The sequence below is a fragment of the Leeuwenhoekiella palythoae genome (genome assembly GCF_900130045.1).
Taxonomy (GTDB): domain Bacteria; phylum Bacteroidota; class Bacteroidia; order Flavobacteriales; family Flavobacteriaceae; genus Leeuwenhoekiella; species Leeuwenhoekiella palythoae.
Window position 1 is genome coordinate 651,459 of the sequence record NZ_FQXT01000003.1, and the last position, 21,824, is coordinate 673,282.

At 37.2% G+C, this 21,824-nt stretch carries 21 protein-coding genes, 1 tRNA gene and 1 pseudogene; 21 read left to right on the plus strand and 2 right to left on the minus strand.

The window, feature by feature from the left end:
* The first annotated feature begins 190 nt into the window (after positions 1 to 190).
* The 11 genes from nhaC to BUA96_RS10070 all read left to right on the plus strand — a co-directional run bounded on the left by nhaC (position 191) and on the right by BUA96_RS10070 (position 11,137).
* Complete coding sequence (gene nhaC / locus BUA96_RS10020) at positions 191 to 1,672, plus strand: Na+/H+ antiporter NhaC (protein ID WP_072982707.1); 1,482 nt, start codon at positions 191 to 193, stop codon at positions 1,670 to 1,672.
* A 251-nt stretch (positions 1,673 to 1,923) separates the two neighbouring features.
* Complete coding sequence (locus tag BUA96_RS10025; RefSeq protein ID WP_072982709.1) at positions 1,924 to 2,562, plus strand: peroxiredoxin; 639 nt, start codon at positions 1,924 to 1,926, stop codon at positions 2,560 to 2,562.
* A 57-nt stretch (positions 2,563 to 2,619) separates the two neighbouring features.
* A complete protein-coding gene (locus BUA96_RS10030) occupies positions 2,620 to 2,934 on the plus strand; it encodes a thioredoxin family protein (protein ID WP_009779763.1) in 315 nt (104 codons plus the stop codon).
* Complete coding sequence (locus BUA96_RS10035) at positions 2,915 to 3,163, plus strand: DUF6952 family protein (protein ID WP_009779762.1); 249 nt, start codon at positions 2,915 to 2,917, stop codon at positions 3,161 to 3,163. The genes BUA96_RS10030 and BUA96_RS10035 overlap by 20 nt, the downstream gene beginning before the upstream one ends.
* A 376-nt stretch (positions 3,164 to 3,539) precedes the next feature.
* Positions 3,540 to 4,040: a thiol peroxidase gene (gene tpx, locus BUA96_RS10040; RefSeq protein WP_072982710.1), complete on the plus strand. Its 501-nt coding sequence runs from the start codon at positions 3,540 to 3,542 to the stop codon at positions 4,038 to 4,040.
* A 3-nt stretch (positions 4,041 to 4,043) separates the two neighbouring features.
* Positions 4,044 to 4,421 carry a diacylglycerol kinase family protein gene (locus tag BUA96_RS10045; protein WP_072982712.1) on the plus strand — a complete coding sequence of 126 codons (378 nt, stop codon included), beginning with the start codon at positions 4,044 to 4,046 and terminating at the stop codon, positions 4,419 to 4,421.
* Positions 4,422 to 4,629: 208 nt separating this feature from the next.
* Positions 4,630 to 7,017: a DNA translocase FtsK gene (locus tag BUA96_RS10050; RefSeq protein WP_072982713.1), complete on the plus strand. Its 2,388-nt coding sequence runs from the start codon at positions 4,630 to 4,632 to the stop codon at positions 7,015 to 7,017.
* A complete protein-coding gene (locus BUA96_RS10055) occupies positions 7,010 to 7,675 on the plus strand; it encodes an outer membrane lipoprotein periplasmic chaperone LolA1 (protein WP_072982715.1) in 666 nt (221 codons plus the stop codon). The genes BUA96_RS10050 and BUA96_RS10055 overlap by 8 nt, the downstream gene beginning before the upstream one ends.
* Before the next feature lie 7 nt (positions 7,676 to 7,682).
* Positions 7,683 to 9,293 carry an LptF/LptG family permease gene (locus BUA96_RS10060; RefSeq protein WP_233430631.1) on the plus strand — a complete coding sequence of 537 codons (1,611 nt, stop codon included), beginning with the start codon at positions 7,683 to 7,685 and terminating at the stop codon, positions 9,291 to 9,293.
* Positions 9,294 to 9,558: 265 nt separating this feature from the next.
* Positions 9,559 to 10,704 (plus strand): 3,4-dihydroxy-2-butanone-4-phosphate synthase, encoded by a 1,146-nt coding sequence (ribB, locus tag BUA96_RS10065; protein WP_072982717.1) that lies wholly within the window; start codon positions 9,559 to 9,561, stop codon positions 10,702 to 10,704.
* 79 nt (positions 10,705 to 10,783) lie between these two features.
* The gene (locus tag BUA96_RS10070) at positions 10,784 to 11,137 is read left to right on the plus strand and encodes a hypothetical protein (RefSeq protein WP_128755678.1); all 354 of its coding nucleotides are present in this window, start codon (positions 10,784 to 10,786) and stop codon (positions 11,135 to 11,137) included.
* Here the strand turns inward: BUA96_RS10070 and BUA96_RS10075 are convergent.
* A complete protein-coding gene (locus tag BUA96_RS10075; protein ID WP_072982720.1) occupies positions 11,132 to 11,761 on the minus strand; it encodes an NAD(P)H-dependent oxidoreductase in 630 nt (209 codons plus the stop codon). The genes BUA96_RS10070 and BUA96_RS10075 overlap by 6 nt on opposite strands.
* 202 nt (positions 11,762 to 11,963) lie before the next feature.
* Between BUA96_RS10075 and BUA96_RS10080 the strand changes: the two genes are divergently transcribed.
* The 10 genes and pseudogenes from BUA96_RS10080 (at position 11,964) to BUA96_RS10125 (ending at position 21,139) form a co-directional block, all read left to right on the plus strand.
* A complete protein-coding gene (locus tag BUA96_RS10080) occupies positions 11,964 to 12,626 on the plus strand; it encodes a SanA/YdcF family protein (RefSeq protein ID WP_072982722.1) in 663 nt (220 codons plus the stop codon).
* 91 nt (positions 12,627 to 12,717) lie between these two features.
* Positions 12,718 to 12,802: transfer RNA gene (locus BUA96_RS10085), tRNA-Ser, on the plus strand.
* 1,740 nt (positions 12,803 to 14,542) lie between these two features.
* Positions 14,543 to 16,006, plus strand: a complete 1,464-nt coding sequence (locus tag BUA96_RS10090; RefSeq protein ID WP_084673116.1) for a glycosyltransferase — start codon at positions 14,543 to 14,545, stop codon at positions 16,004 to 16,006.
* The gene (locus BUA96_RS10095) at positions 16,003 to 17,118 is read left to right on the plus strand and encodes a glycosyltransferase (RefSeq protein ID WP_072982725.1); all 1,116 of its coding nucleotides are present in this window, start codon (positions 16,003 to 16,005) and stop codon (positions 17,116 to 17,118) included. The genes BUA96_RS10090 and BUA96_RS10095 overlap by 4 nt, the downstream gene beginning before the upstream one ends.
* Positions 17,087 to 18,145 (plus strand): hypothetical protein, encoded by a 1,059-nt coding sequence (locus BUA96_RS10100; RefSeq protein WP_072982727.1) that lies wholly within the window; start codon positions 17,087 to 17,089, stop codon positions 18,143 to 18,145. The genes BUA96_RS10095 and BUA96_RS10100 overlap by 32 nt, the downstream gene beginning before the upstream one ends.
* Entirely contained in the window at positions 18,102 to 18,986 is an 885-nt protein-coding gene (locus BUA96_RS10105; RefSeq protein WP_072982729.1) for a glycosyltransferase family 2 protein, read from the plus strand. Before BUA96_RS10100 ends, BUA96_RS10105 begins: the two co-directional genes overlap by 44 nt.
* A gap of 322 nt (positions 18,987 to 19,308) precedes the next feature.
* A pseudogene (locus BUA96_RS17470) lies at positions 19,309 to 19,455 on the plus strand (transposase); the annotation flags it as partial.
* A 200-nt stretch (positions 19,456 to 19,655) separates the two neighbouring features.
* The gene (locus BUA96_RS17475) at positions 19,656 to 19,898 is read left to right on the plus strand and encodes an IS3 family transposase (protein WP_394365243.1); all 243 of its coding nucleotides are present in this window, start codon (positions 19,656 to 19,658) and stop codon (positions 19,896 to 19,898) included.
* A 118-nt stretch (positions 19,899 to 20,016) separates the two neighbouring features.
* Positions 20,017 to 20,379, plus strand: a complete 363-nt coding sequence (locus tag BUA96_RS17480; RefSeq protein ID WP_394365242.1) for an integrase core domain-containing protein — start codon at positions 20,017 to 20,019, stop codon at positions 20,377 to 20,379.
* 160 nt (positions 20,380 to 20,539) lie between these two features.
* Entirely contained in the window at positions 20,540 to 21,139 is a 600-nt protein-coding gene (locus tag BUA96_RS10125) for an alpha-ketoglutarate-dependent dioxygenase AlkB family protein (protein WP_072982732.1), read from the plus strand.
* Between the two features lie 29 nt (positions 21,140 to 21,168).
* Here BUA96_RS10125 and BUA96_RS10130 read toward each other — a convergent pair whose 3' ends face one another.
* Positions 21,169 to 21,747 carry a DUF421 domain-containing protein gene (locus tag BUA96_RS10130; protein WP_072982734.1) on the minus strand — a complete coding sequence of 193 codons (579 nt, stop codon included), beginning with the start codon at positions 21,745 to 21,747 and terminating at the stop codon, positions 21,169 to 21,171.
* Positions 21,748 to 21,824: the final 77 nt, after the last annotated feature.

The window sequence follows — 21,824 nt, forward strand, 5'->3', positions numbered from 1 at the left end:
ACCACCTTTGGATCTTGAATATTTGAAACCAAAACTGCTAATCCTAAACTGCAAACTGCTACTGCCGCTTGTCTTTTGCCTACTTCAAAATGCTATTTTCGTTTTTTGTATTTCCTATGTTCAACTATGCTATACAATAAAGTTATATCCCAAAGAATGTTTATTATTGTAAGCATCTTAAAATACACCTATGAGCAATCAGGATCAGGATCCAAAAAATCAAGAGATTTTAGAAAACAGAGAATTATCAATATGGGAAGCTTTAATTCCTATTATAGCTCTTGTTGGGATGCTGGCCTATAATGTATTTGTTTTTGGTGATGATGCGCTCAGCGGTTCTAATCAGTTCATCTTGCTATTGGGAGCAGCCGTAGCTGCCTTAGTGGGGATTTTTAATAAAACTTCTTTTGATACGATGATGGAAGAAGTTGCGCAGAATATTAAATCTACCGCAGGGGCCATTTTAATCCTCCTAATGGTGGGTGCCCTTGCTGGAACCTGGCTCATTAGCGGGATCATCCCTACAATGATTTATTACGGACTCCAAATTTTAAATCCGTCTATATTTTTAGCCGCTTGTGTTGTGATCTGCGCAATAATATCGGTGGCCACCGGAAGCAGTTGGACGACCTCTGCTACCGTAGGTATTGCATTAATAGGTATTGCTAATGCTTTAGGCATCTCTTTAGGAATGACTGCCGGAGCTATTTTATCTGGAGCATATTTTGGAGATAAACTTTCACCTTTGAGCGACACAACAAACCTTGCTCCTGCAATGGCAGGCACAGATTTGTTCACGCACATTCAATATATGTTATATACCACTGTGCCTACGGTGACTATAACATTAATTGTATTTATCATCATTGGCTTCAATATAGAGACTAGCGGTGACGCCGACACTTCAGTGATTTTGACAGCTATTGATGACGCATTTACTATTAGTCCGTGGCTTTTTCTAGTTCCTGCGATCGTCATTTTTATGATCGTTAAAAAAACCGCTCCACTAATTGCGCTATTGATTGGTACACTTTTAGGCGGAATTGCCGCTCTTATTTTTCAGCCGGAAATCGTCGCTACCCTTGGTGGTAGCGAAACCTTGAGTCTAGAAAGCGGATATAAAGGAATAATGAATGCTATTACTGTAGATACGGCTATAGAAACCACTAACGAAAATCTTAATGATCTGTTCGCCGCAAGCGGAATGGCAGGTATGCTGGGCACCATCTGGCTCATCATTTGTGCAATGACCTTTGGAGGCGTGATGGATGCCATTGGAGCCTTGGCACGCATCAGTAAATTTATGTTGAATCTTTTTGAAAGTACCTTTGGCCTTTTTGCCAGTACGGTGGCTACGTGTATAGGTCTCAACGCTACTGCGAGTGATCAATATCTTGCGATCGTCGTTCCCGGAAAAATGTATGCAAAAGCCTATAGAGACAAAGGTCTGGCTCCTGAAAATTTAAGCCGAGCCCTAGAAGATAGCGGTACAGTAACTTCGGTCTTGGTGCCTTACAATACTTGTGGCGCCTACCAAAGTGGTGTTTTAGGAGTTTCGGTAGCTGATTATTTTGTGTATGCGATCTTCAATTGGCTGAGTCCGTTTATGACCTTAATTTTTGCAGCTTTCCGTATCAAAATCCGCAGTTTAAAAGAGGCTAAAGCTTCCTAAACTGTTAAATTTAATAGCTACGGAGATTAGTTGAAAACACTGCGTTATCAACCTCGTAAAATAGCTTCAGATATATTAGTATTTTGACAGTTTCCACAACTAAAATTTAGCACAATCTTAAAAAAATAGATTTCCTTTACTAAGCATAAGCATTTCTTATACTGAAATAATTTGTTTGCATTTATATCTTGTAAATACTGGTTTTTCCCTGCTATTTTTGCAGTAGAAATAAATCATTAAAAACAAACAATATGACATTAGTAGGTAAAGAATTTCCAAATCTTGCAGTTGATGCTATGAACGAGATGGGAGATACTTTTAAAGTAAACATCCTTGAAGAAGCAAAGAGCAAAAACAAAAAAGTATTGCTTTTCTGGTATCCGAAAGATTTTACATTCGTATGCCCTACAGAGCTTCACGCTTTTCAGGCTGCTATGGATGAATTTGAAAAGCGCAATACTATTGTTATTGGTGCTTCTTGCGATACTCCAGAAGTACACTTTGCTTGGTTAAACACTCCTAAAGATAACGGTGGTATCGAAGGTGTAACATACCCAATTCTTGCAGACACTAACCGTAACTTGGCAAACCGCCTTGGTATTCTTGATGTAACTAACGAGCGTTATGACGAAGAAAGCGGTGTATTAACTGTTGACGGTGATAACGTAACCTATAGAGCTACCTATTTGATCGACGAAGAAGGTACTGTATTTCACGAAGGTGTAAACCATATGCCGGTAGGTCGTAACGTAAAAGAATTTTTACGCTTAATTGACGCCTATGCACACGTACAGAAAAACGGTGAAGTATGTCCTGCAAACTGGGAAGAAGGTAAAGACGCAATGAATGCTAACCGTGATGGTGTTGCTTCTTACCTAGCATCAAATTAATTTCTTTCACCCAACTTCATTTATAAAAGAAATTAATCACCTTAAAATTCAATTCTTATGATTCAAGAACTTGATCAAGACAACCTTTCAGAATTAGTTAGCGATAACGAAACTGTTGTGGTTCAATATATGGCAAGCTGGTGTGGAAACTGCAGATTGATGAAGCCTAAATTCAAAAAGCTGGCTTCAGAAAATGAAAATGCTAAGTTTTACTTAGTAGATGCAGAGAAATATCCCGAAAGCCGAAAATTGGCAACGGTAGACAACCTACCCACTTTTGCCACGTTTAAAAACGGAACTTTTGTTAATCAGGTACAAACCAACAAGTTTGAAAACCTAAAAGAACTCGTAGATGAAGTTACCAGTAATTAAACATTTACAGAAAAATAACAGTGCTGAAGCTTTACAAAACACCATTGATGTTTTAGAATCTTTTACCGAGCACCGCTCGTGTACAGATAACGATATGGATGTTGTAGGTGAATTGATCACCAACCTTTGTGGAGCAGTAGAAATGCACCAAATGATAGCAGATGGAATGTCTGAACGTGATGCAGCAAACGGTTTTGCGCAAAAGGTTCTAGGTTCTATCGACAGATAAATTGCCATTGGGTACGCCCGTCTGAATAGATTGGCTCACGAGACACAGGTTCAAAATCATTTTGATTAGAGTTTGTGCATCAAGATGTTACCCTTTGGCGATGCCAATAAATAATGTAGGTTAGATTTTTTTATTGAAAAGAGTCCTCAAGTCTGTTGATTTGAGGACTTTTTTTATGCACGGAAACCAAATTGCGCGCTCCTACCTCTTAAATAGTGCTCACCGCTTCAATTTAGCATTCCTTTAATTGTAGGTCCATTTGCTTATAAGTACATTTACGTTGCAATTGTGGGCGCATTAATTGCTAAAAAGATTCCACTTTACTAACACAATTGAAGTCCCAAAGATTGGGCGATCTAATTTCAATTTAAAAACTATGGCTACTATTACCCTAGGCGGCAATACTACGCATACTTCTGGTGAACTCCCTAAAGTGGGCACCGCTGCTCCTGACTTTAAACTTGCTTCAAAAGACCTTGCTCAAGTAAGTCTTGAGCATTACAAAGGCAAACGCATTGTGATGAATATTTTCCCAAGTGTAGATACCGGGGTTTGCGCTGCTTCAGTACGACATTTTAATAAAGATGCTGCAGCTCTTGATGATACCGCGGTACTGTGTATCTCACGCGATTTACCATTTGCTCAAGCACGTTTTTGTGGTGCCGAAGGTCTAGACAACGTAGAAACACTCTCTGACTTTAAAGATGGTAGTTTTGGTAAAGACTACGGGCTAGAAATTGCCGATGGTGCTTTTGCCGGACTGCATTCGCGCGTTGTGCTTGTTTTAGATGCTGACCACAACATCATTTATGAAGAACAAGTGCCCGAAATTGGTCAAGAACCCGACTACGAAGCTGCCTTAAGCGTTCTCAACTAAAGTATGACTGACCCGGAAACCAAAGAACATTTTGTAGTAAATAGAATCAAGGCCTTTAAATATGCTTTTAAGGGCGCTTGGTTACTCCTCAAAAACGAACCTAGCATTCAGGTGCAGAGTTTGTGTGCGCTAGTGGTAACCGTTTTAGGCTTTGTTTACGAGATATCTTCGGTAGAATGGTGTATTCAATTACTGGCCATTGGCTTAGTTCTGGCGGTTGAGGGACTCAATACAGCTATTGAAAAAATAGCCGATTTCATTCACCCGGATTACCATAAAAAAATTGGAGTGATCAAAGATGTTTCTGCGGGAGCGGTCACCTTTGCTGCTGTTATCGCGGCAATTATAGGCGGTATCATTTATATCCCTAAACTGTTCTAAAATTTTATAAGTTTAGTACCGTTTGATATTTGTACTTTTACGCGCTAATCAATTTATATGAATTAGTTAGCGCTAGCATTACACCTATTAATCGTAGCAAAATCAAGCTCTTAGAGTAAATTTTGGCTTTGCTACCATACTTTAAAAATTTTTGAAGCTTCAAGTTGCTTCTTGAAGCCCAACCGCGACTCTAGAGTTTACGCTTATAATGGCCAGAAAAAAGACTAAAACTAAAGCAAAATCTAAAACGACTAAGCAGTCCAAAAAAATCTCTTTTGTACTGTCTAAACAACAAAAGATCGTTCTGGGAAGTTTTCTATTCCTACTGGGACTAGCATTGTTGTTTTCTTTTATCTCCTATTTTTTCAGCTGGCAGGCAGATCAGAGTACGCTCAACGATCTAAGCGATCGCAGTTTGCAATCTCAAAATTGGCTAAACAAATTTGGTGCAGCCTTAGGAGATTTCTTTATTTATCAAGGCTTCGGGCTTGCCGCGTTTACCATTGCAGTTCTGGTTACCTTAACCGGATTCTATTACTTTTTTGACAAGCCTAAAAAACGACTTCAATCTTTTTGGTTTTGGGGCATCATTGTGATGCTTTGGTTTGCAACCTTTTTAGGTTTTTTCTCAGAAACGAGTCCGTTACTTGGTGGAATGGTAGGTTTTGAACTCAATGATTTTCTTCAGGATTTTATCGGGCTGATTGGTACCATTTTGGTCCTTGCGTTTGTTGCGATTGTATATTTCGCCGTAAGGCTAAAACTGACCCCTGAGCATATTGCGCACTTTTTCGCAAAGCGAAAGCAAGCCTTTGCCTCAGAATTTAATTCTCAAGACGATGAAGATAATGAGTTTGTAGATACGGCGTTTGATAAGGATAATATCGAATTACCAAAAGAAGCTCCAGAGGAAGAACTTGAAGAACCACAGTTAAAAACAACTCCTGCTCAGCCTGCTCCGGCTCCTACTCCGGTTAAGGAAAAAGAAACTCCAAAAGATGCAGACGAAGATTTTGAAATCGAAATTGAAGAAACTGTCGAGGAAGAGGAAGTCGTTGAAAATTTAAGTACAAAACTCGTACAGGATTTTGGAGAGTTTGACCCAACCCTAGAACTCAGCAATTACCGCTTCCCTACGATCGAATTGCTTAAAGATTATACCAAAGGTCAAAGCATTACCGTAGATCAGGAAGAACTTGAAGAAAATAAAAATCGCATTGTAGATACGCTTAAAAACTACAAGATTGATATTGCGCATATTAAAGCGACCGTTGGTCCTACGGTAACGCTATACGAGATCGTTCCGGAGGCCGGAATACGTATTTCAAAAATCAAAAATCTTGAAGATGATATCGCGCTTTCGTTAGCTGCATTGGGTATTCGTATCATTGCTCCTATCCCCGGAAAAGGTACCATTGGTATTGAAGTTCCTAATAAGAATGCGCGTATTGTTTCTATGCGTTCAGCCATCGCCTCGCCAAAGTTTCAAAATGCAGAAATGGAACTCCCGCTTACATTAGGTAAAACCATTTCTAACGAAACCTTTGTGGTCGATCTGGCAAAAATGCCGCACTTACTTATGGCGGGTGCTACCGGTCAGGGTAAATCGGTAGGATTGAATGCGATTCTTACTTCGTTACTGTACAAAAAGCATCCTGCGGAAGTCAAATTTGTATTGGTTGATCCCAAGAAAGTTGAACTTACTCTATTTAATAAAATTGAACGCCATTATCTGGCGAAATTACCAGATTCTGAAGACGCGATCATCACTGATAATACTAAAGTGATCAATACGCTCAACTCGTTGTGTATTGAGATGGATAAACGTTACGACCTGCTCAAAGATGCGATGGCGCGTAACATTAAGGAATACAACGCCAAGTTTAAGCGGCGCAAACTCAATCCTAACGACGGACATAAATTTCTGCCGTATATCGTTTTGGTAATTGACGAGTTTGCCGATTTAATTATGACCGCCGGTAAAGAAGTTGAAACACCTATTGCACGTCTTGCACAGCTGGCACGGGCTATTGGCATTCACTTGATCGTAGCCACCCAAAGACCTTCGGTGAATGTGATCACGGGGATTATTAAAGCCAATTTCCCTGCCAGAATTGCCTTTAGAGTGACATCAAAGATTGACTCGCGTACCATTCTTGACAGTCAGGGTGCAGATCAGTTAATAGGTCGAGGTGATATGTTGTTTACCCAAGGAAATAGTTTAATACGTGTGCAGTGCGCATTTGTAGACACTCCTGAAGTTGAAAAAATCACAGATTTTATCGGCTCGCAGAAAGCGTATCCTGAGGCTCATCAACTTCCTGAATATGTAGGTGAAGAAGGTGGCACAAGTCTTGATATAGATGCAAGCGACCGGGATGCCTTGTTTATGGAAGCTGCCGAAGTTATTGTAACAGCGCAACAAGGAAGTGCGTCTTTATTACAACGGAAATTAAAATTAGGATATAACCGTGCCGGAAGAATTATAGATCAGCTAGAAGCTGCCGGTATTGTTGGTCCGTTTGAAGGTAGTAAAGCAAGACAGGTACTCGTGTCTGATATGAATGCATTACATCAACAATTAAACAATGAATAACATGAATTTTTCTAAAATAAAGATTTTTACGCTTGCCCTAATTGCATTGGTTTCTGTAAGCAGTGCATCTGCACAGGATGCTAAAGCCAAAAAACTTCTAGATCAGGTTTCTGCTAAGGTAAAAACCTATGACAATATGTTTATTGATTTTAAGTACGGTTTGTCTAATGATGCCGCCGGAATCAATCAGGAAACGCGTGGTGATGTGACCTTAGATGGTGATAAATACAAATTAAATCTGATGGGAACTACACAAATGTATGATGGTAAAAAATTATACACTATCGTTCCTGAAGATGAAGAGATCACCATTTCTACTCAAGATCCGGGAGATGACGATGCCATTACGCCTTCTAAAATGCTTACATTTTTTAACGAGGGCTACACCTATAAATGGGATATTGAGCAAAATGTAAATGGTCGTAAAATTCAATATGTGAAGCTTACGCCTATGGATTCTAACAGCGAATTAAAATCGGCTTTATTGGGCGTTGACGCACAAACCAAGCACATTTATCGCTTGATTATGACCCAAAACAACGGAAGTAAGATCACCATTACGGTCAACTCGTTTAAGACAGACCAACCTTTACCGGGTAATCTTTTTACCTTTGACGCTTCAAAATACGGAGATTATTACATCAATAATTTAGACTAGTTTCCTCTTGAAGATCCTTGACCGGTACATACTACTCACTTTTATCAAGAATTTTTTAAGCACGTTCATCATTTTGATGTTCATATTTGTGCTTCAGACGGTATGGCTTTATATAAAAGAGCTGGCCGGCAAAGATCTTGATCTCGTGATCATCGTAAAATTCCTGCTCTATTTCTCTCCCCGCCTGGTTACATTGGTACTGCCGTTAACGGTTTTGCTTACCAGTATTATGACCTTCGGAAACTTTGCTGAGAATTATGAGTTTGCCGCGATGAAATCTACCGGAATCTCGTTACAGCGCGCTATGCGCAGTCTCACAATTTTCATTTTAGCTCTGGCAGGAATCTCCTTTTTGTTTGCAAACTATGTGATTCCTGCTGCAGAGTTTGAGTCGCTTAACCTCCGCCGAAACATCGCTCAGGTAAAACCTGCGATGGCGATCACAAAAGGGCAATACACCACGATTGGTGAAGATTATGTGATGAAAGTCGCCGATAAACAAGGAGACAAAGGTCAGTTTTTAAAAGATGTGATCATCTATCAAAAAGATCCCAGCCGCGTGGGTAATTACACGGTGATCAAAGCGCGTGAAGGCGAACTCATTAGTGCTGAAGGCGACAACGTGCTTTCGTTAAAACTGATTGACGGAAATTACTATGACGAGGTCGAGCAAAAAGATTTTAGAAAACAAAAACGCGAACCTTTCGTCAAAAGTTATTTTGAGACCTACACGATCAATATTGACCTCTCTGAGATTGATAATGTAGATATGGATGAAAAGAGTATAGACAATGCCTACACTATGCTTACAGTGAGGCAGCTAAATGATACTCTGGTTGATATTTCAAAAAATTACAACACCTATCTAGCTTCCTTAGGAAAAGCTCAGGTACGCGAAATGCAGTTGCGCAAACTAGACACTTCATATCTTAAAAATATTCCGCGAGATACTACGCGAACGCTCAATCTTGATCTTATTGAAAATTTTGAGTTTTCTGAGCAAATTCAAGTGTTAGATTATGCAAAAACCACGGTTAAGAACACCATCACTTCTATTAAAAATCGAAAAACCGATAATTCGGTTAAAGTGAAAACCTTGAGCAAATATGAGATCGCACTGCACGAAAAGTTTGTGCTAGCCTTTGGTTGCGTAATCTTATTTTTTGTGGGGGCTCCGTTAGGTGCAATCATCAGAAAAGGTGGTCTTGGACTTCCTATTGTTGTGGGAGTGGTGCTCTTCCTCACGTATCATTTCATAGGAATTTTCGCCAAAAACAGCGCCGAAGACGGCAGCGTTGCCGCTTGGTTGGCAAGTTGGTTAAGCACCTTAATTCTATTTCCGTTAGGCGTTTATTTAACCTATAGAGCTACAACTGACCAAGGACTCTTTGACCTTGACGGATTTTTAGATCCGGTTAAAAAATTATTCCAAAAGAAAAAAGATCAAAAAGTTGATCCTGAGCAACCGCTGGCTGATTTCAATCTAAGCAATTCAGAAAAAGCGATTCTTAAAACAAAAACAAAACGGGAATTAGAAGATATTATCGCTAACTACAAAGCATACGGCTACTCTTCCACTTTTAAAGAAGCAGCAGAAACCTTACACAAAAACATTTAAGCAGTATTAATTTTGCTTAAGATTTTCAGTAAACTACCTCAGGGTTAGGCCGTGAGACATTAGTTGGAAACATATTTTCAATTTTGAGGCATCCCGATAGCTATCGGGACGAAGTATTAAAGCCTTTGGCGGTGCCAATTAAAAGCTGCCTAAATCGTACCTTTACGTTATCGTTAAGTTAGCGCCTAACGATGTGAAAATTGATAAGAAATGCTTCGATTTTTAAATATAGAGTTAGCATTCTTTTACCATTAAAAATTCAATTATGGCAGCGCAAACGCTTACCAAAGAAATACAATTAAATACCATTCCTGAAGCGATAGAAGATATCAAAAAGGGAAAAGTAATCATTGTTGTTGACGATGAAGATCGGGAAAATGAAGGTGATTTTCTAGCTGCCTCTGAAATGGTTACTGCCGAAACTATAAACTTTATGGCGACGCACGGCCGCGGCCTTATATGTGCGCCTATCACCGAAGAACGTTGTAAAGAACTGAAACTCGAAATGATGGTAGGCACCAATAGCGACCCTATGGAAACTGCATTTACGGTTTCGGTTGATTTAAAAGGTCACGGCGTTACCACAGGTATAAGTGCTTTAGATCGGGCAAAAGCAGTTAAAGCCTTTACCAATCCTGAAATGAAACCTTGGGATTTCACAAAACCCGGACATATTTTTCCATTAAAAGCCAAAGAAGGTGGAGTTTTACGCAGAACCGGTCATACCGAGGCTGCAATTGACTTTGCCCGTTTAGCAGGATTTGCTCCTGCCGGGGTGATCGTCGAAGTAATGAATGAAGACGGGACGATGGCTAGATTGCCTCAACTTGCTGAGATCGCTAAAAAATTTGATCTAAAAATCGTTTCTATTGCTGATCTTGTTGCCTATCGCATGCAGCACGATTCGCTGATTGTTAAGAAAGAAGATTTTACGATTCAAACGCATTATGGTGAATTTAGACTGCGTGCGTACCAGCAAACCACAAATGACCAAATTCATATTGCGCTTACCAAAGGCACTTGGGTTAATGATGAGCCGGTGCTTGTACGCGTAAATTCAACTTTTGTGAACAATGACATCCTAAGCACACTTACCGAACAACCGGATACCAAACTAGATCAGATTTTTGAAGTGATCAATAAGGAAGGAAAGGGCGCTGTGGTGTTCATCAATCAGGAAAACTTTGCAAGTAAACTTTTGTATCGTCTTGCTGATCTTAAAGAACGTCAAGAATCAGGACGCCAACCCAATCCACATCCTAAAATGGATTTGAAGGATTTTGGTATTGGTGCGCAGATTTTACACGATTTAGGTATTTCTAAGATCAAATTATTATCCAACAGCGAGGAGCACAAACGCGTAGGTATGATAGGCTACGGACTTGAAATTGCTGATCGCGTACATTATTAAACGCTTAATTTTCAGAAAGAACTGTCACGCTGCTTCTCTTTTTTCGTATTTTGAATACAAGCATTCAAAAAACGATTTTATGAGCACACAACGTTACGCTTCGGTTTTACTCATTTTTGGCTTCGGAAGTCTCATGCAAGCCCAGATAGCATCTCAAATGCATCTGACCGAGCCTGATTCTTTGGTCACTAATCAACCTTTAAATCTTAATGAACAGGATTTTTCAATTTCTGATTTAAATGATTTTGAAGACCGGTTTGAAACTTTTGAATTCCTTCAGCAAAAACCCAACGGATTTAAACCATTAATGCCCATTTTAAAGCCTGACGATTCTTTTGAATACAAAATGCGCTATTTAGATCACGAAGATCCCTATCAATACAATATGCCCATTTTAGAACCAATTATGATTAACAGGTTTTATCAATCATAAGTGGATTATAGTTTCCTTTTGAGGACGGCGCACTTTTTTAAAGTCGGCAAACATATCGTCAGTGGCGCGGTATCCCACCGGCAACACTAAAGCAGAAGCAAGATTGTGTTTTTTGAGTTCGAGGATTTCGTCAAATTTTTCTGGTTCAAAGCCTTCCATAGGGCAGGCATCTATCTTTTCTAATGCACAAACGGTGAGTAAGTTCCCTAAAGTTAAATAAGCCTGACGAATAGCCCATTCCCGAGTATCAGCCTTAGGCTGTTTATCAAATTTTTGCTCTAGCATTTCTCTAAAGGGTTTGAGAATGGCATCGGGAGTTTCCCGCACTTCTTTCACCCTGTCAAAATAGTTAGTTACAAAAGGTGCTTCAACTTTACGCTCAACGCAAATTACTAATACGTGAGAGGCATCTAGCACCTGACTTTGATTCATTGCGGCTTCTTTTAAGCGCTGCTGAAGTGTTTTATTTGAAATTACTACCAAACGCACCGGTTGCAATCCGTAAGACGTCGCTGTAAGGTTAAATGCTTCCTTTAAGATATCAAGCTTATCCTCCGAAAGGATTTTAGAATCATTGAATTTTTTAGTTGCGTAGCGCCATTTTAGACTGGAGATCACATTCATTTGGGTACAATTTTATGTAAAGATACTGTCTTACTTTTGCTCTTGGCTTATAAAAAGCTAAGGAATTCTTATCTAACCATTAAAAATCTCAACTATTTAAGAGACTTTACCTCATTTATTACATACGTTGTTACCTCTAGATTACGTTTGCATTAAAACAAATGATAAGTTTACAGTTTAGAAGTTGCTATGCTTTTTATTTATGCCGATTAAGAAATTACTTGCTTTACGTGTGTTGCGCTATTTAGTCCTATTCGGATTATTGATCTTACTGCTCACCTCTTTTCTCGCCTATCATATCAATGACGAAACCGAAGCCTATATTTATGATTCGGTAGATGCATTGCCTGAGACCTATACCGGTCTTGTTTTGGGCGCCAGCGTGCGACGTAATGGCGAACTATCTACAATGCTTAGAGACCGTGTTGAGTCTGCCCTACTACTGTACAAACGCGGAAAAATAAAACGCTTTCTGGTTTCCGGTGACAACCGAACAACCAATTACAATGAACCCGTTGCTATGAAGAACTATCTTTTAGATCGCGGCGTTCCCGAAGAAGATATTTTTATGGATTTTGCAGGGTTTGACACCTATGATTCGGTGTACCGCGCATCGTATATTTTTGAGGTAGATAATGCAATTGTTGTTTCGCAGCGTTTTCACCTGCCGCGAGCTGTTTACATTGCCCGTCGTATGGGCCTTAATTTTTATGGTTACAACGGTGATCGCCGCGAATATGAGTTGGAATCCCGCAATAGATTTAGAGAAGTTGCAGCAAATGTAAAAGCCTGGCTCGAACTTTTGATCAATAAAGAGCCTCATTTTAAGGGAGATAAAATTCCCATTACCGGAAAAAACAATTAAGCGAAAAAATCCTTAAAAAAGTGCATTGTCAAATAGAAAAATGTTTCTATATTTGCACCCGCAATCAGCAAATAGCTGATGAGACACTCAAGGAGAAATGGCAGAGTGGTCGAATGCGGCGGTCTTGAAAACCGTTGAGGGTCACACCTCCGGGGGTTCGAATCCCTCTTTCTCCGCTGATGAAGATGTCAAATGACACTTTAAAAGTTAAAACCCTTTAAACTCAGTGTTTAGAGGGTTTTTTTGTTTTAAACCTGTAGCAAAATACACTTTAAAGGTCAAAATACAGTTACCCTATTGGTTACCCCCTGTAATTGGATATTTTCAGGGTAACAAATTCTTAGGGATTAATGTGGAATCCCTAGCTACAGCTAACGTTTACATATAATTTCGTCAACCAATTAATTAGTAAAACTATAATTAGAACTTATTGCTACCTCATAGCAAACATACAGAACAGTAGTGGTAAATCAGTTATTTCTGCTAAAATCAAATTATCAGGAAAAACCATAACCTTAAGTATTGATAACTATATTGGTATATATCACCTCGACAAAACTGAACCAGTGTTTTAGTTGAAAAATTAATAACTTTAAATAATAACTTTAATAAGAAATATGCATAGAAATTTCAGTTCTGAGCTCTAGTTAATAGCAGCTATCGAAGCTTTAAAGGAGCGCTATAGCCTTTTTGAACTTGTCTAACGGTTTGAACTTCACCCTAATTAGTTTAGCCTGTGGAAACAAGAATTTCTAGAGAAATCAAGCGATGTTTTTGATAAGAAAAAAGACAGACATACCTGCTGAAAAAGACGTTGATCTTAATAAGCTTTGTGCAAAATAGGGAAGCTTGAGATCGAGCGTGACTTAAAAAAACTTGAATAAACTGGATCTGATGAAATAAGGCCTAGCCTTATTTCAACCAAAGGAAAGACAGGCTGACGTATCAAAGAATAGTGTAAGCTTGTAGCAATTAACCGTAGCACATTTTACTATAACCCAAAAGGAGAAAAACTAGAGAGCCTTGAAATGATGAAACTCCTGGATAAACATATTCTAGAAGAGCCTACTACGGGTGTTGTAACTATACAATCAATGCTTAAGGATAAACGGTATAACGCCTGATACAAACAGGTAAGGCGAATAATGCGTAAAGCCAATATAAGTTCCATCTATCCAAGGCGTCACCTGACCTGTCTAGGCGATAAAAATTATCTTCCCTTAGCTTTTAAAGAATTTAGAGATTGTATGCACCCATCAGGTATGAGAAGTTGACATTACTTATATCCCATTGCAATAGGGATTTATATATCTTACGGCTGTGATCGATGTTTTTAGCCGAGTAAATATTGGCTGGGAACTATTCAACACACTAGATAGCAATAGTAGTTTGGGAATAGTGAAATAAGCATTGTCATAGCACGGGTAGTCAAAAATTCTTAATTCAGATCAAGGGAGCCAGTTCACCTGTTTAGAATATATCCTATTTAAAAAAGAATAGAATAAAGTTCAGTATAGATGCAAAAGGATGGGCGCTTGACAATATCTATTTTGAACGTTGCTAGAAGTATATTAAATATTAGCACATTTGCCAAAATATAGAAGAAAACGGAATCACGCTTTATAAAGGAATAAAGCCATGATAAACAGATATCACCATAGGGATCCCAAGGAATTAATAGAATAAAAACCTATAGAAAAATACCAGAATGCAGCTTAAATTAGATTAAGAATCAATCAAAAGTGGTCTAAACAAATTGAGGTATTATACAGTTACATTACCATTATTTTGATAGGTAAGTCAAAATAATATGATTCTTAATGAAATAATAATTGGGAAAGTATTACAATGTTTTAACCTTTAATTATTAATAATTATAAACCATTTAAGTCTAAATTGGTCAAAAATCTTGAGCCATGACTTTACGGTATTTCAAACTATTAATACTAATAAGCCTTTTAATAGGGATAATCATTTTGATGCTTTTTAGTGTAGTTTATCTGTACATATTTGCAATCCTGAATTTTGTATTTATTGCACTACTGGCATTTATCAAAACTAGAAATAAGAGATCAAATTCAAGTCTAGAGCAAAAAAAAGTAGTGGAAGACGATCTCTTTATAAGTATTCACATTCCTATATATAAAGAACCCGTATCTACTGTTTTAAAAACTATACAAGCGGCTATAAATCAAAATTATTCAAACTTTGAAGTTTTAGTTATATATAACAATACTCCAGATATTAATTACTGGAAACCTGTACAAAACTTTTGTGAGCAGTTTTCAGAGCAGGTTAAATTTTTAAATTTTTTAAATGTAAAAGATTATAAAGCCGGGGCATTAAATAAAGCATTACCGTATATACAACCACAGACAGATTTGATACTTACTGTAGACGCAGATTATGAGCTTAGCAGAAACGCTTTAAAATTTGTAAATAGTGATTTTATTCATAATAAGCATAATTTAATACAATACCCCCAACACTACAACAACTTAGATACAGACTGTCCTGTCAATGCAGAATTTAATCATTATTTTGAGTTTTACTCAAAATTTGCAGCCAACGAAAGTCTAAGTCTTCCTACCGGAACGTTATCTGCAATAGATAAAAAATCATTAGAAAAACTGGGTGGTTGGCCAACTGTTTCTATAACAGAAGATGCTCAACTTGGCATTCAATTATTTGAAAATAACTTTAGTGCTATATATATAGATCGTGTTATTGGTGCTGGAACAGCACCAAATGCACCTGCAGAGTTTATTAAACAACGCGAACGTTGGATTTATGGAAATTTTCAAAATCTAATTTATTTACTGAAGTCTAAGAAGCTTCCCTTAGCGATAAAGGCAAAGCTTATACCTCAACTCACCTGCTGGTTTAATTTTAATTTCTTTTCGTATTTAATTCTTTTAACTAGTGCGATATCAATTTCTTTTAATCTGGTTACCGCTGCATCAGTGCTTTATATTGTTCCCATAACAATTGTCTCACTTCTTACAAGTCATCTTTCTAAATTTTATAGTTTTTTACAATCTACAGCCACTTTTTACTTAGCAGTAAAAGCTTTTTTATTGCACCAAGGCTTAGCATTTCAGTCAAGTATATACTGGCTCACCTATTTTATAGATACAAGACTTCCTTTTAGAAGAACTTCAAAAGTTCAATCTCGTTTCAAACCTGTTTATGATAGTCTTTATCTAATAATACCCATACAGTGTATTGCATTGATATTTATTGATCATCAACTGCAGTTATTAGGACTTTCAATTTTATGCTACAGCTTACTACTGACTTACGGAATGTATTTTTTTAATATAAAACTGTATAAAAACTCTTACAATCAACTAGCTAACACTATATCAATAAATTTATGAAAATAGCAATAATTGCCCACGCTAAATTTCCTATTGCAGAACCTTATGCTGGTGGATTAGAAATGATTACTCACCTTCTGGTAGATGCATTAGTAGATCGTGGTCATCAGGTAGATTTATATGCACATCATAAAAGTCAGACGAAAGCAAACTTGATTGCGATAGATCATTTTAAAGGAGATGTAATAGAAGATTTAAATAGTGAAGATTATCCCATATTTAATAATTTACAATTGGGACATCTTATAAACTATAGTCGCGTATTTAATCAAATTAAATCTAAGGAGTACGATATTGTACACAATCATTCATTGAATATACAGGCTTTATTGCTTGGTAATATGCTACCACAACAAGTGATAACCTCTTTGCATACACCACCTTTAACCGATTTAAAAGTAGCAAACCTTATTTTAAAAGATCTACACAATCAATATTATACCTCAGTGAGTAATAGTCTTTGTAAGCAATGGAAAAAATTTATCCCCTCGTGTACAACTATTCGGAATGGTATTGATGTTAGTCGCTGGGAGTATGTTACTCAGAAGTCTTCTTCTTTTGTATTCTGGTATGGACGTATATGTAAAGAAAAGGCGCCACATCTAGCTATTGAAGCTGCCCTATTAAAAAACAAAGAAATTAGGATTGCAGGACCTATAGATCAGGAAGCCCAAGAGTATTATGATACTTATATAAAAAAATATATAAATAATCCTCTTGTGACGTTCTTAGGGCATTTAAGTCAATCTGAATTAAATAAAGAATTATTGAAAAGTGAATGTTGTTTATTTACCAGTTTATGGGATGAACCTTATGGTCTTGTATTAGCAGAAACTCTTGCAACCGGAACACCATTAATCGCTTTTGATACCGGAGCAGTCAACGAAATTTTAAGTGAAAAAGTAGCGGTAATTGTAGAAAAGGGAAATGTCAATCAGCTTGCAAAAGCACTAGATAAAGTAAAGGATATAGATCCAAGTATTTGTAGAGCTTATGCAGAAGGGCATATGTCTTATGAGCGTATGGTAGATGATTATATAGCCTTGTATGACCATATTTTAGAAATAAGCCAATTTTTATATGACACACAGAATAGCGTATTACGCACATAGTCACGGGAGTGGGCATTCTCGTTATGCAAGTAGGTTTGCCGACGGTTATGGTTCAAATTGTCTAATACTTACAGATTCTGATTATAATTTCCCGGATCATGCTGAGGTGCAGCAATTACCAAATGAGGATCTTGATGGCACTGAGCTAATGCCAAATTCTTACAATAAACCGAGCTATTTACATCATTCCCCTGTAGGTCTGTCTAAGATTTTAAAACGCAACATGTATATTCTACAGGCACTACAAAAATTCTCAATAGATTTTCTAATTGTTGATGTAAGCGTAGAAATTGCAGCATTAGCCCGAGTATCTTCTGTCCCTTATGTATATCGAAGAATGCCCGGGAATCGCTCAGATCTTGCGCATGTTGAAGCATACCGGGGAGCGCTCTTTTTACTGGCATACTATCCTAGAGATTTTGAAAGTATTGATACACCTGCCTGGATAGTGGCTAAAACATGTTATTTAGGTTTTATTAATAAACCCGGAATTCAATCTATACAAGCGGTAAAACCCTATTACGACATAACTATTGTTACCGGTTTTGGCGGTACAACTATAACAAATTTATTACCAGTACTATTGAACCAATATCCAGATTACAGTGTACAAGTATTAGGACCTGTAGAAAATAGTATTCAGAATGAAAATGTAACCTATCAAGGTGTTGTAGATCGAGTAGAAGATTTTATTCACGAGAAAACTATTGTTATCGCAAGTTGTGGAACAAATATGGTTTTAAAGATGATAAGTCTTGGAAAAAGATTTTTAGCATTTCCAGAAGAACGCCCTTATTTAGAACAAAAAACTACAGCTGGAATACTTGAAAAACTGAATATAGCCCAAAAAGTTGATGTACATAACTTAAATCATCTTATAAAGGTGGCCAAAACTTTTCAACCTTATAAAACACCCGAGCATTATTTTACTACAGTTAACAAACTGACAGGTCAAGTTGAGGTTTTTTTTAAAACCGTTATTAATGCTTCAAAAGAAAAAGAATATGAAACCAATAGCAGAATGTAGTATAATAACAATTCATTATGGCCGACAAGAGCATCTTAATAATTTAATACTTGGTATTGAACGCAATTCAATACATCCCAAAGAGCTTATAATTATTAATATGGATCCCAAGTTAAAACTTGATTATAATGGCCCGCTGACTATCAATTTAAATAATATACTAAGTGATAGAGCTAATTTATTACCCATAGCTAATGCGCGTAATCTAGGGGCTGAATTAGCCGAAACTAATCATTTATTATTTCTAGATGTAGATTGTATACCAGAGGATAATTATATCCAAAACCTCAATGATCAATTGGATATATATAAAGGTTTAATAATGGCAACTCCAAGATATCTAAAGAAGCCAGTAACTCGGGTTGAAACAATAGATTTAATTGATAAAAGCACATTGCATCCACGACGTCCAGCATATTCTAAGGTTACTCTTATAGACCATTATGAACTATTCTGGAGTTTATGTTTTGCGATGACTAAACAAGATTTTAAAGCGCTTCAAGGTTTTGATGAAGAATACAAAGGATATGGAGCAGAGGATACAGACTTTGCTTTTAAAGCAAAAGCTGCTGGGATGAAATTTTGCTTATCACCAGCTATCGCATTTCACCAACAACATAGTTTTGTACGACCACCATTAGACAAAATTGAAGGAATAGTTAATAATGCAAATTACTTTCATAAAAAATGGGATATCTGGCCTATGGAAAAAGCTCTGAAAGCTTTTGATAATGCAGGATTTATTACGTTTGATACCAGTACAAATACTTATTCTATAACCCATTTACCAGATGATCATAGCATCGAAAAATATAGAGTGACAAATGAACCCTTTGCATAACTTGTGCGATAAACAAATATTTGAGTTCTAAAACAAAAACCGCTAGCAAAAATGCTGCGGTTTTGAGTGTTTCAAGCCTTTAGCTCAAATTCAGTCATGAATTTTATTGGCTAGAAAAGTATTATAGAGTAATTTATTATTCTGATTTGTAGGCTTCATTAAAAATGACCTCCTCCTGACCTCCCCCCATTAAATCGGACTGATAAAAACTAGAGTATTTCGGGCAAATAAATGTTAACTTTAAATAGATTATTTGTTTATTAAACGATCAAAATTTACCGAGTCGCCGATTGTATTTGCGATCTAACAGGTTGAGACTGGAACACGTCTTTCTGAGATCCGTCGCAAGATTGGAATCAGCGAGGCTACCTTTTACAATTGGAATAAAAAATACGATGGTCTAGGTGTCTCTGAACTGAGAAGGCTCAAAACTTGGAGGAGGAGAATGCTCAGCTTAAAAAGCTTGTAGCCGATTTAAGTCTTGACAAGCAGATTCTTCAGGATGTATTAAAAAAAGTTCTGAGGCCGTCTCGAAAACGGGAGATGATCAGCACTATTCGAATGGAATATAATATTTCCATCAACCGTTGTGTACGCCTAATATTGTTGCACAAAAGCGTTTTTTATTATATCCCTAAAGAACGTGGGGATGAATTGATGCGCATGAGAATGAAAGAAATAGCAGCAACACGGGTACGCTATGGGTATTTGAGGATCTATATCCTACTTCGCTGGGAAGGCTTTATGGATAATAATAAACGCGTTTATAGCGTGTATTGCGAAGAAGGTTTAAATCTCAGGTCTAAGAGGTCTAAAAGAAGTCGGTGTGGAGCCCATAGACAACTGTTCCCAGTGATGCCTCTAGTTTACATGAGTGCTGGCGTATGGTCCCGAAAGCTTTCGGGATTGTAACAGATCAGCTCTACGATGGAAGCCGTTTTTAGAGCCTTAACTGTAGTGGATAATTCTAGTCGTAAATGTTTAGCAATATAGAGGAAAATCTCTTAAAGGAATTGATGTTGTTAGGGTGATGGATAATTTAGTTTCTGGCGCAAGAGTTTATCCTAAATGCATAAAAGTAGATAATGGAAGTGAATTTATCAGTAAAGTATTGGATAAATGGGCTTATGAAAGTAATGTGGAATTATACTTCTCAAGACCAGAAAAGCCTACTGATAATCCCTTTATAGAAAGCTTCAATGGATCTTTCAGAGATGAATGTTTAAATACGAACTGGTTCTTCTCTTTGGAAGATGCTCAAGAAAAGTTCGATATTTGGAGGGAAGACTATAACGGGTTTAGACCACACAACTCATTGGGTGACATGTCACCCAATGAGTACATTAAAATCAATGAAAATAGCCCAGATTCTCTAGTTATGACCAGTACCTAAATATGGGAGGAGGTCAATAGCCCAGATGCTCTAGTTATGAGTAGTACATAAATATGGAGAGGTTAATTAAAGGTTTACTAATCTTAAGATACTTTTAAAACCATAATTCACCACTATTTCCTAAACTTGAAATCTTATACTGCCAAAATAAGATTCCAATATGCTTCCAAGAAATAAAACAGAAAACCTATTGCCTTATGATGGTTGCGTGGCATTTGATCCTTCATTCATTGACGTCACAATGCAAGCATATTATATGGATGTTTTCTCCAATACAATTCCTTGGCAATCTGATCGAATTGTAATTTTTGGTAAGACAATTTACACCCAAAGAAAAACTGCTTTATTTGGAGATTCAGACTTAACCTATACCTATTCAGGTACTAAGCGCCAGTGCGAAATATGGAATCAAGATTTGCTGAATTTGAAAGCCAAATTGGAAGATCAGCTTCACGAAACATTTAACAGTTGCCTTTTAAACTATTACCCTGATGGTGCTACCGCTATGGGATGGCATAGTGATGATGAGCGTGATTTGGTTGCCAAGGGTACTATTGCAACCTTAAGTTTTGGAGCTACACGTAAATTCAATCTGAAGCATAATGAAACCAAAAACAAAGTGAGTATTGAGCTGCACGCTGGGAGTCTGTTAGTGATGAAAGATGAAACACAACAGTTTTGGAAACACAACATTTCCAAAACTAAAAAGGTAACAACCCCTCGTATAAGTTTGACTTTTCGTCAACTAATAAAACAGTGAGGGACTTAATCGGTAACTTATAAGGCTTCCTACAAATTTGAATTTTTATTTGGCTTAGCTACAGTATCATCAGAACTAGAAGTAGGCCAACCTTTTATTCCCTTTAAAATTTTTTTATCGATGCTTTGATGATCGGGTCCGTGTAATACAGACATATCACCTGTAGTTTCTAAAATCACGGCATACACTTCTTTAAAATTTAATGCGTTGGCCTCTCTCAATTTAGCAATAAGGTCATCTTCACCAACATTGGTTTTCTTTAAATTTTCGTAGAAAATCTCTCCTTGATACATTAATACCACAGGATCGTTAGATATTAAATGTTGCATCGCTTTCGATTTTCGCCTTATCCACGAAAAAATACTCTGAAAAGCCACAATACAAGCGAGCGCAATTGTCCCCTTAACTAGTGATTGATTTGTATTTAAAACAATTGAGGCGAGTACAGAACCAATTGCTATGGTCGCAGCAAAATCAAAACTCGACATTTTGGCAAATGTACGCAGTCCATTGATACGCGTAATCACAATCATCACAGTAAAAATAGAAATTACTGACAGTACCACTTTGATTATTGTAGTCTCTGAAACAACAAGCCAATTTTCCATATTCATTCTATTTTAATAGTTATTGCTAAAAATTATAAACATTAAAGTTCTTAATAGTGACTAATTCTAGATTTTAG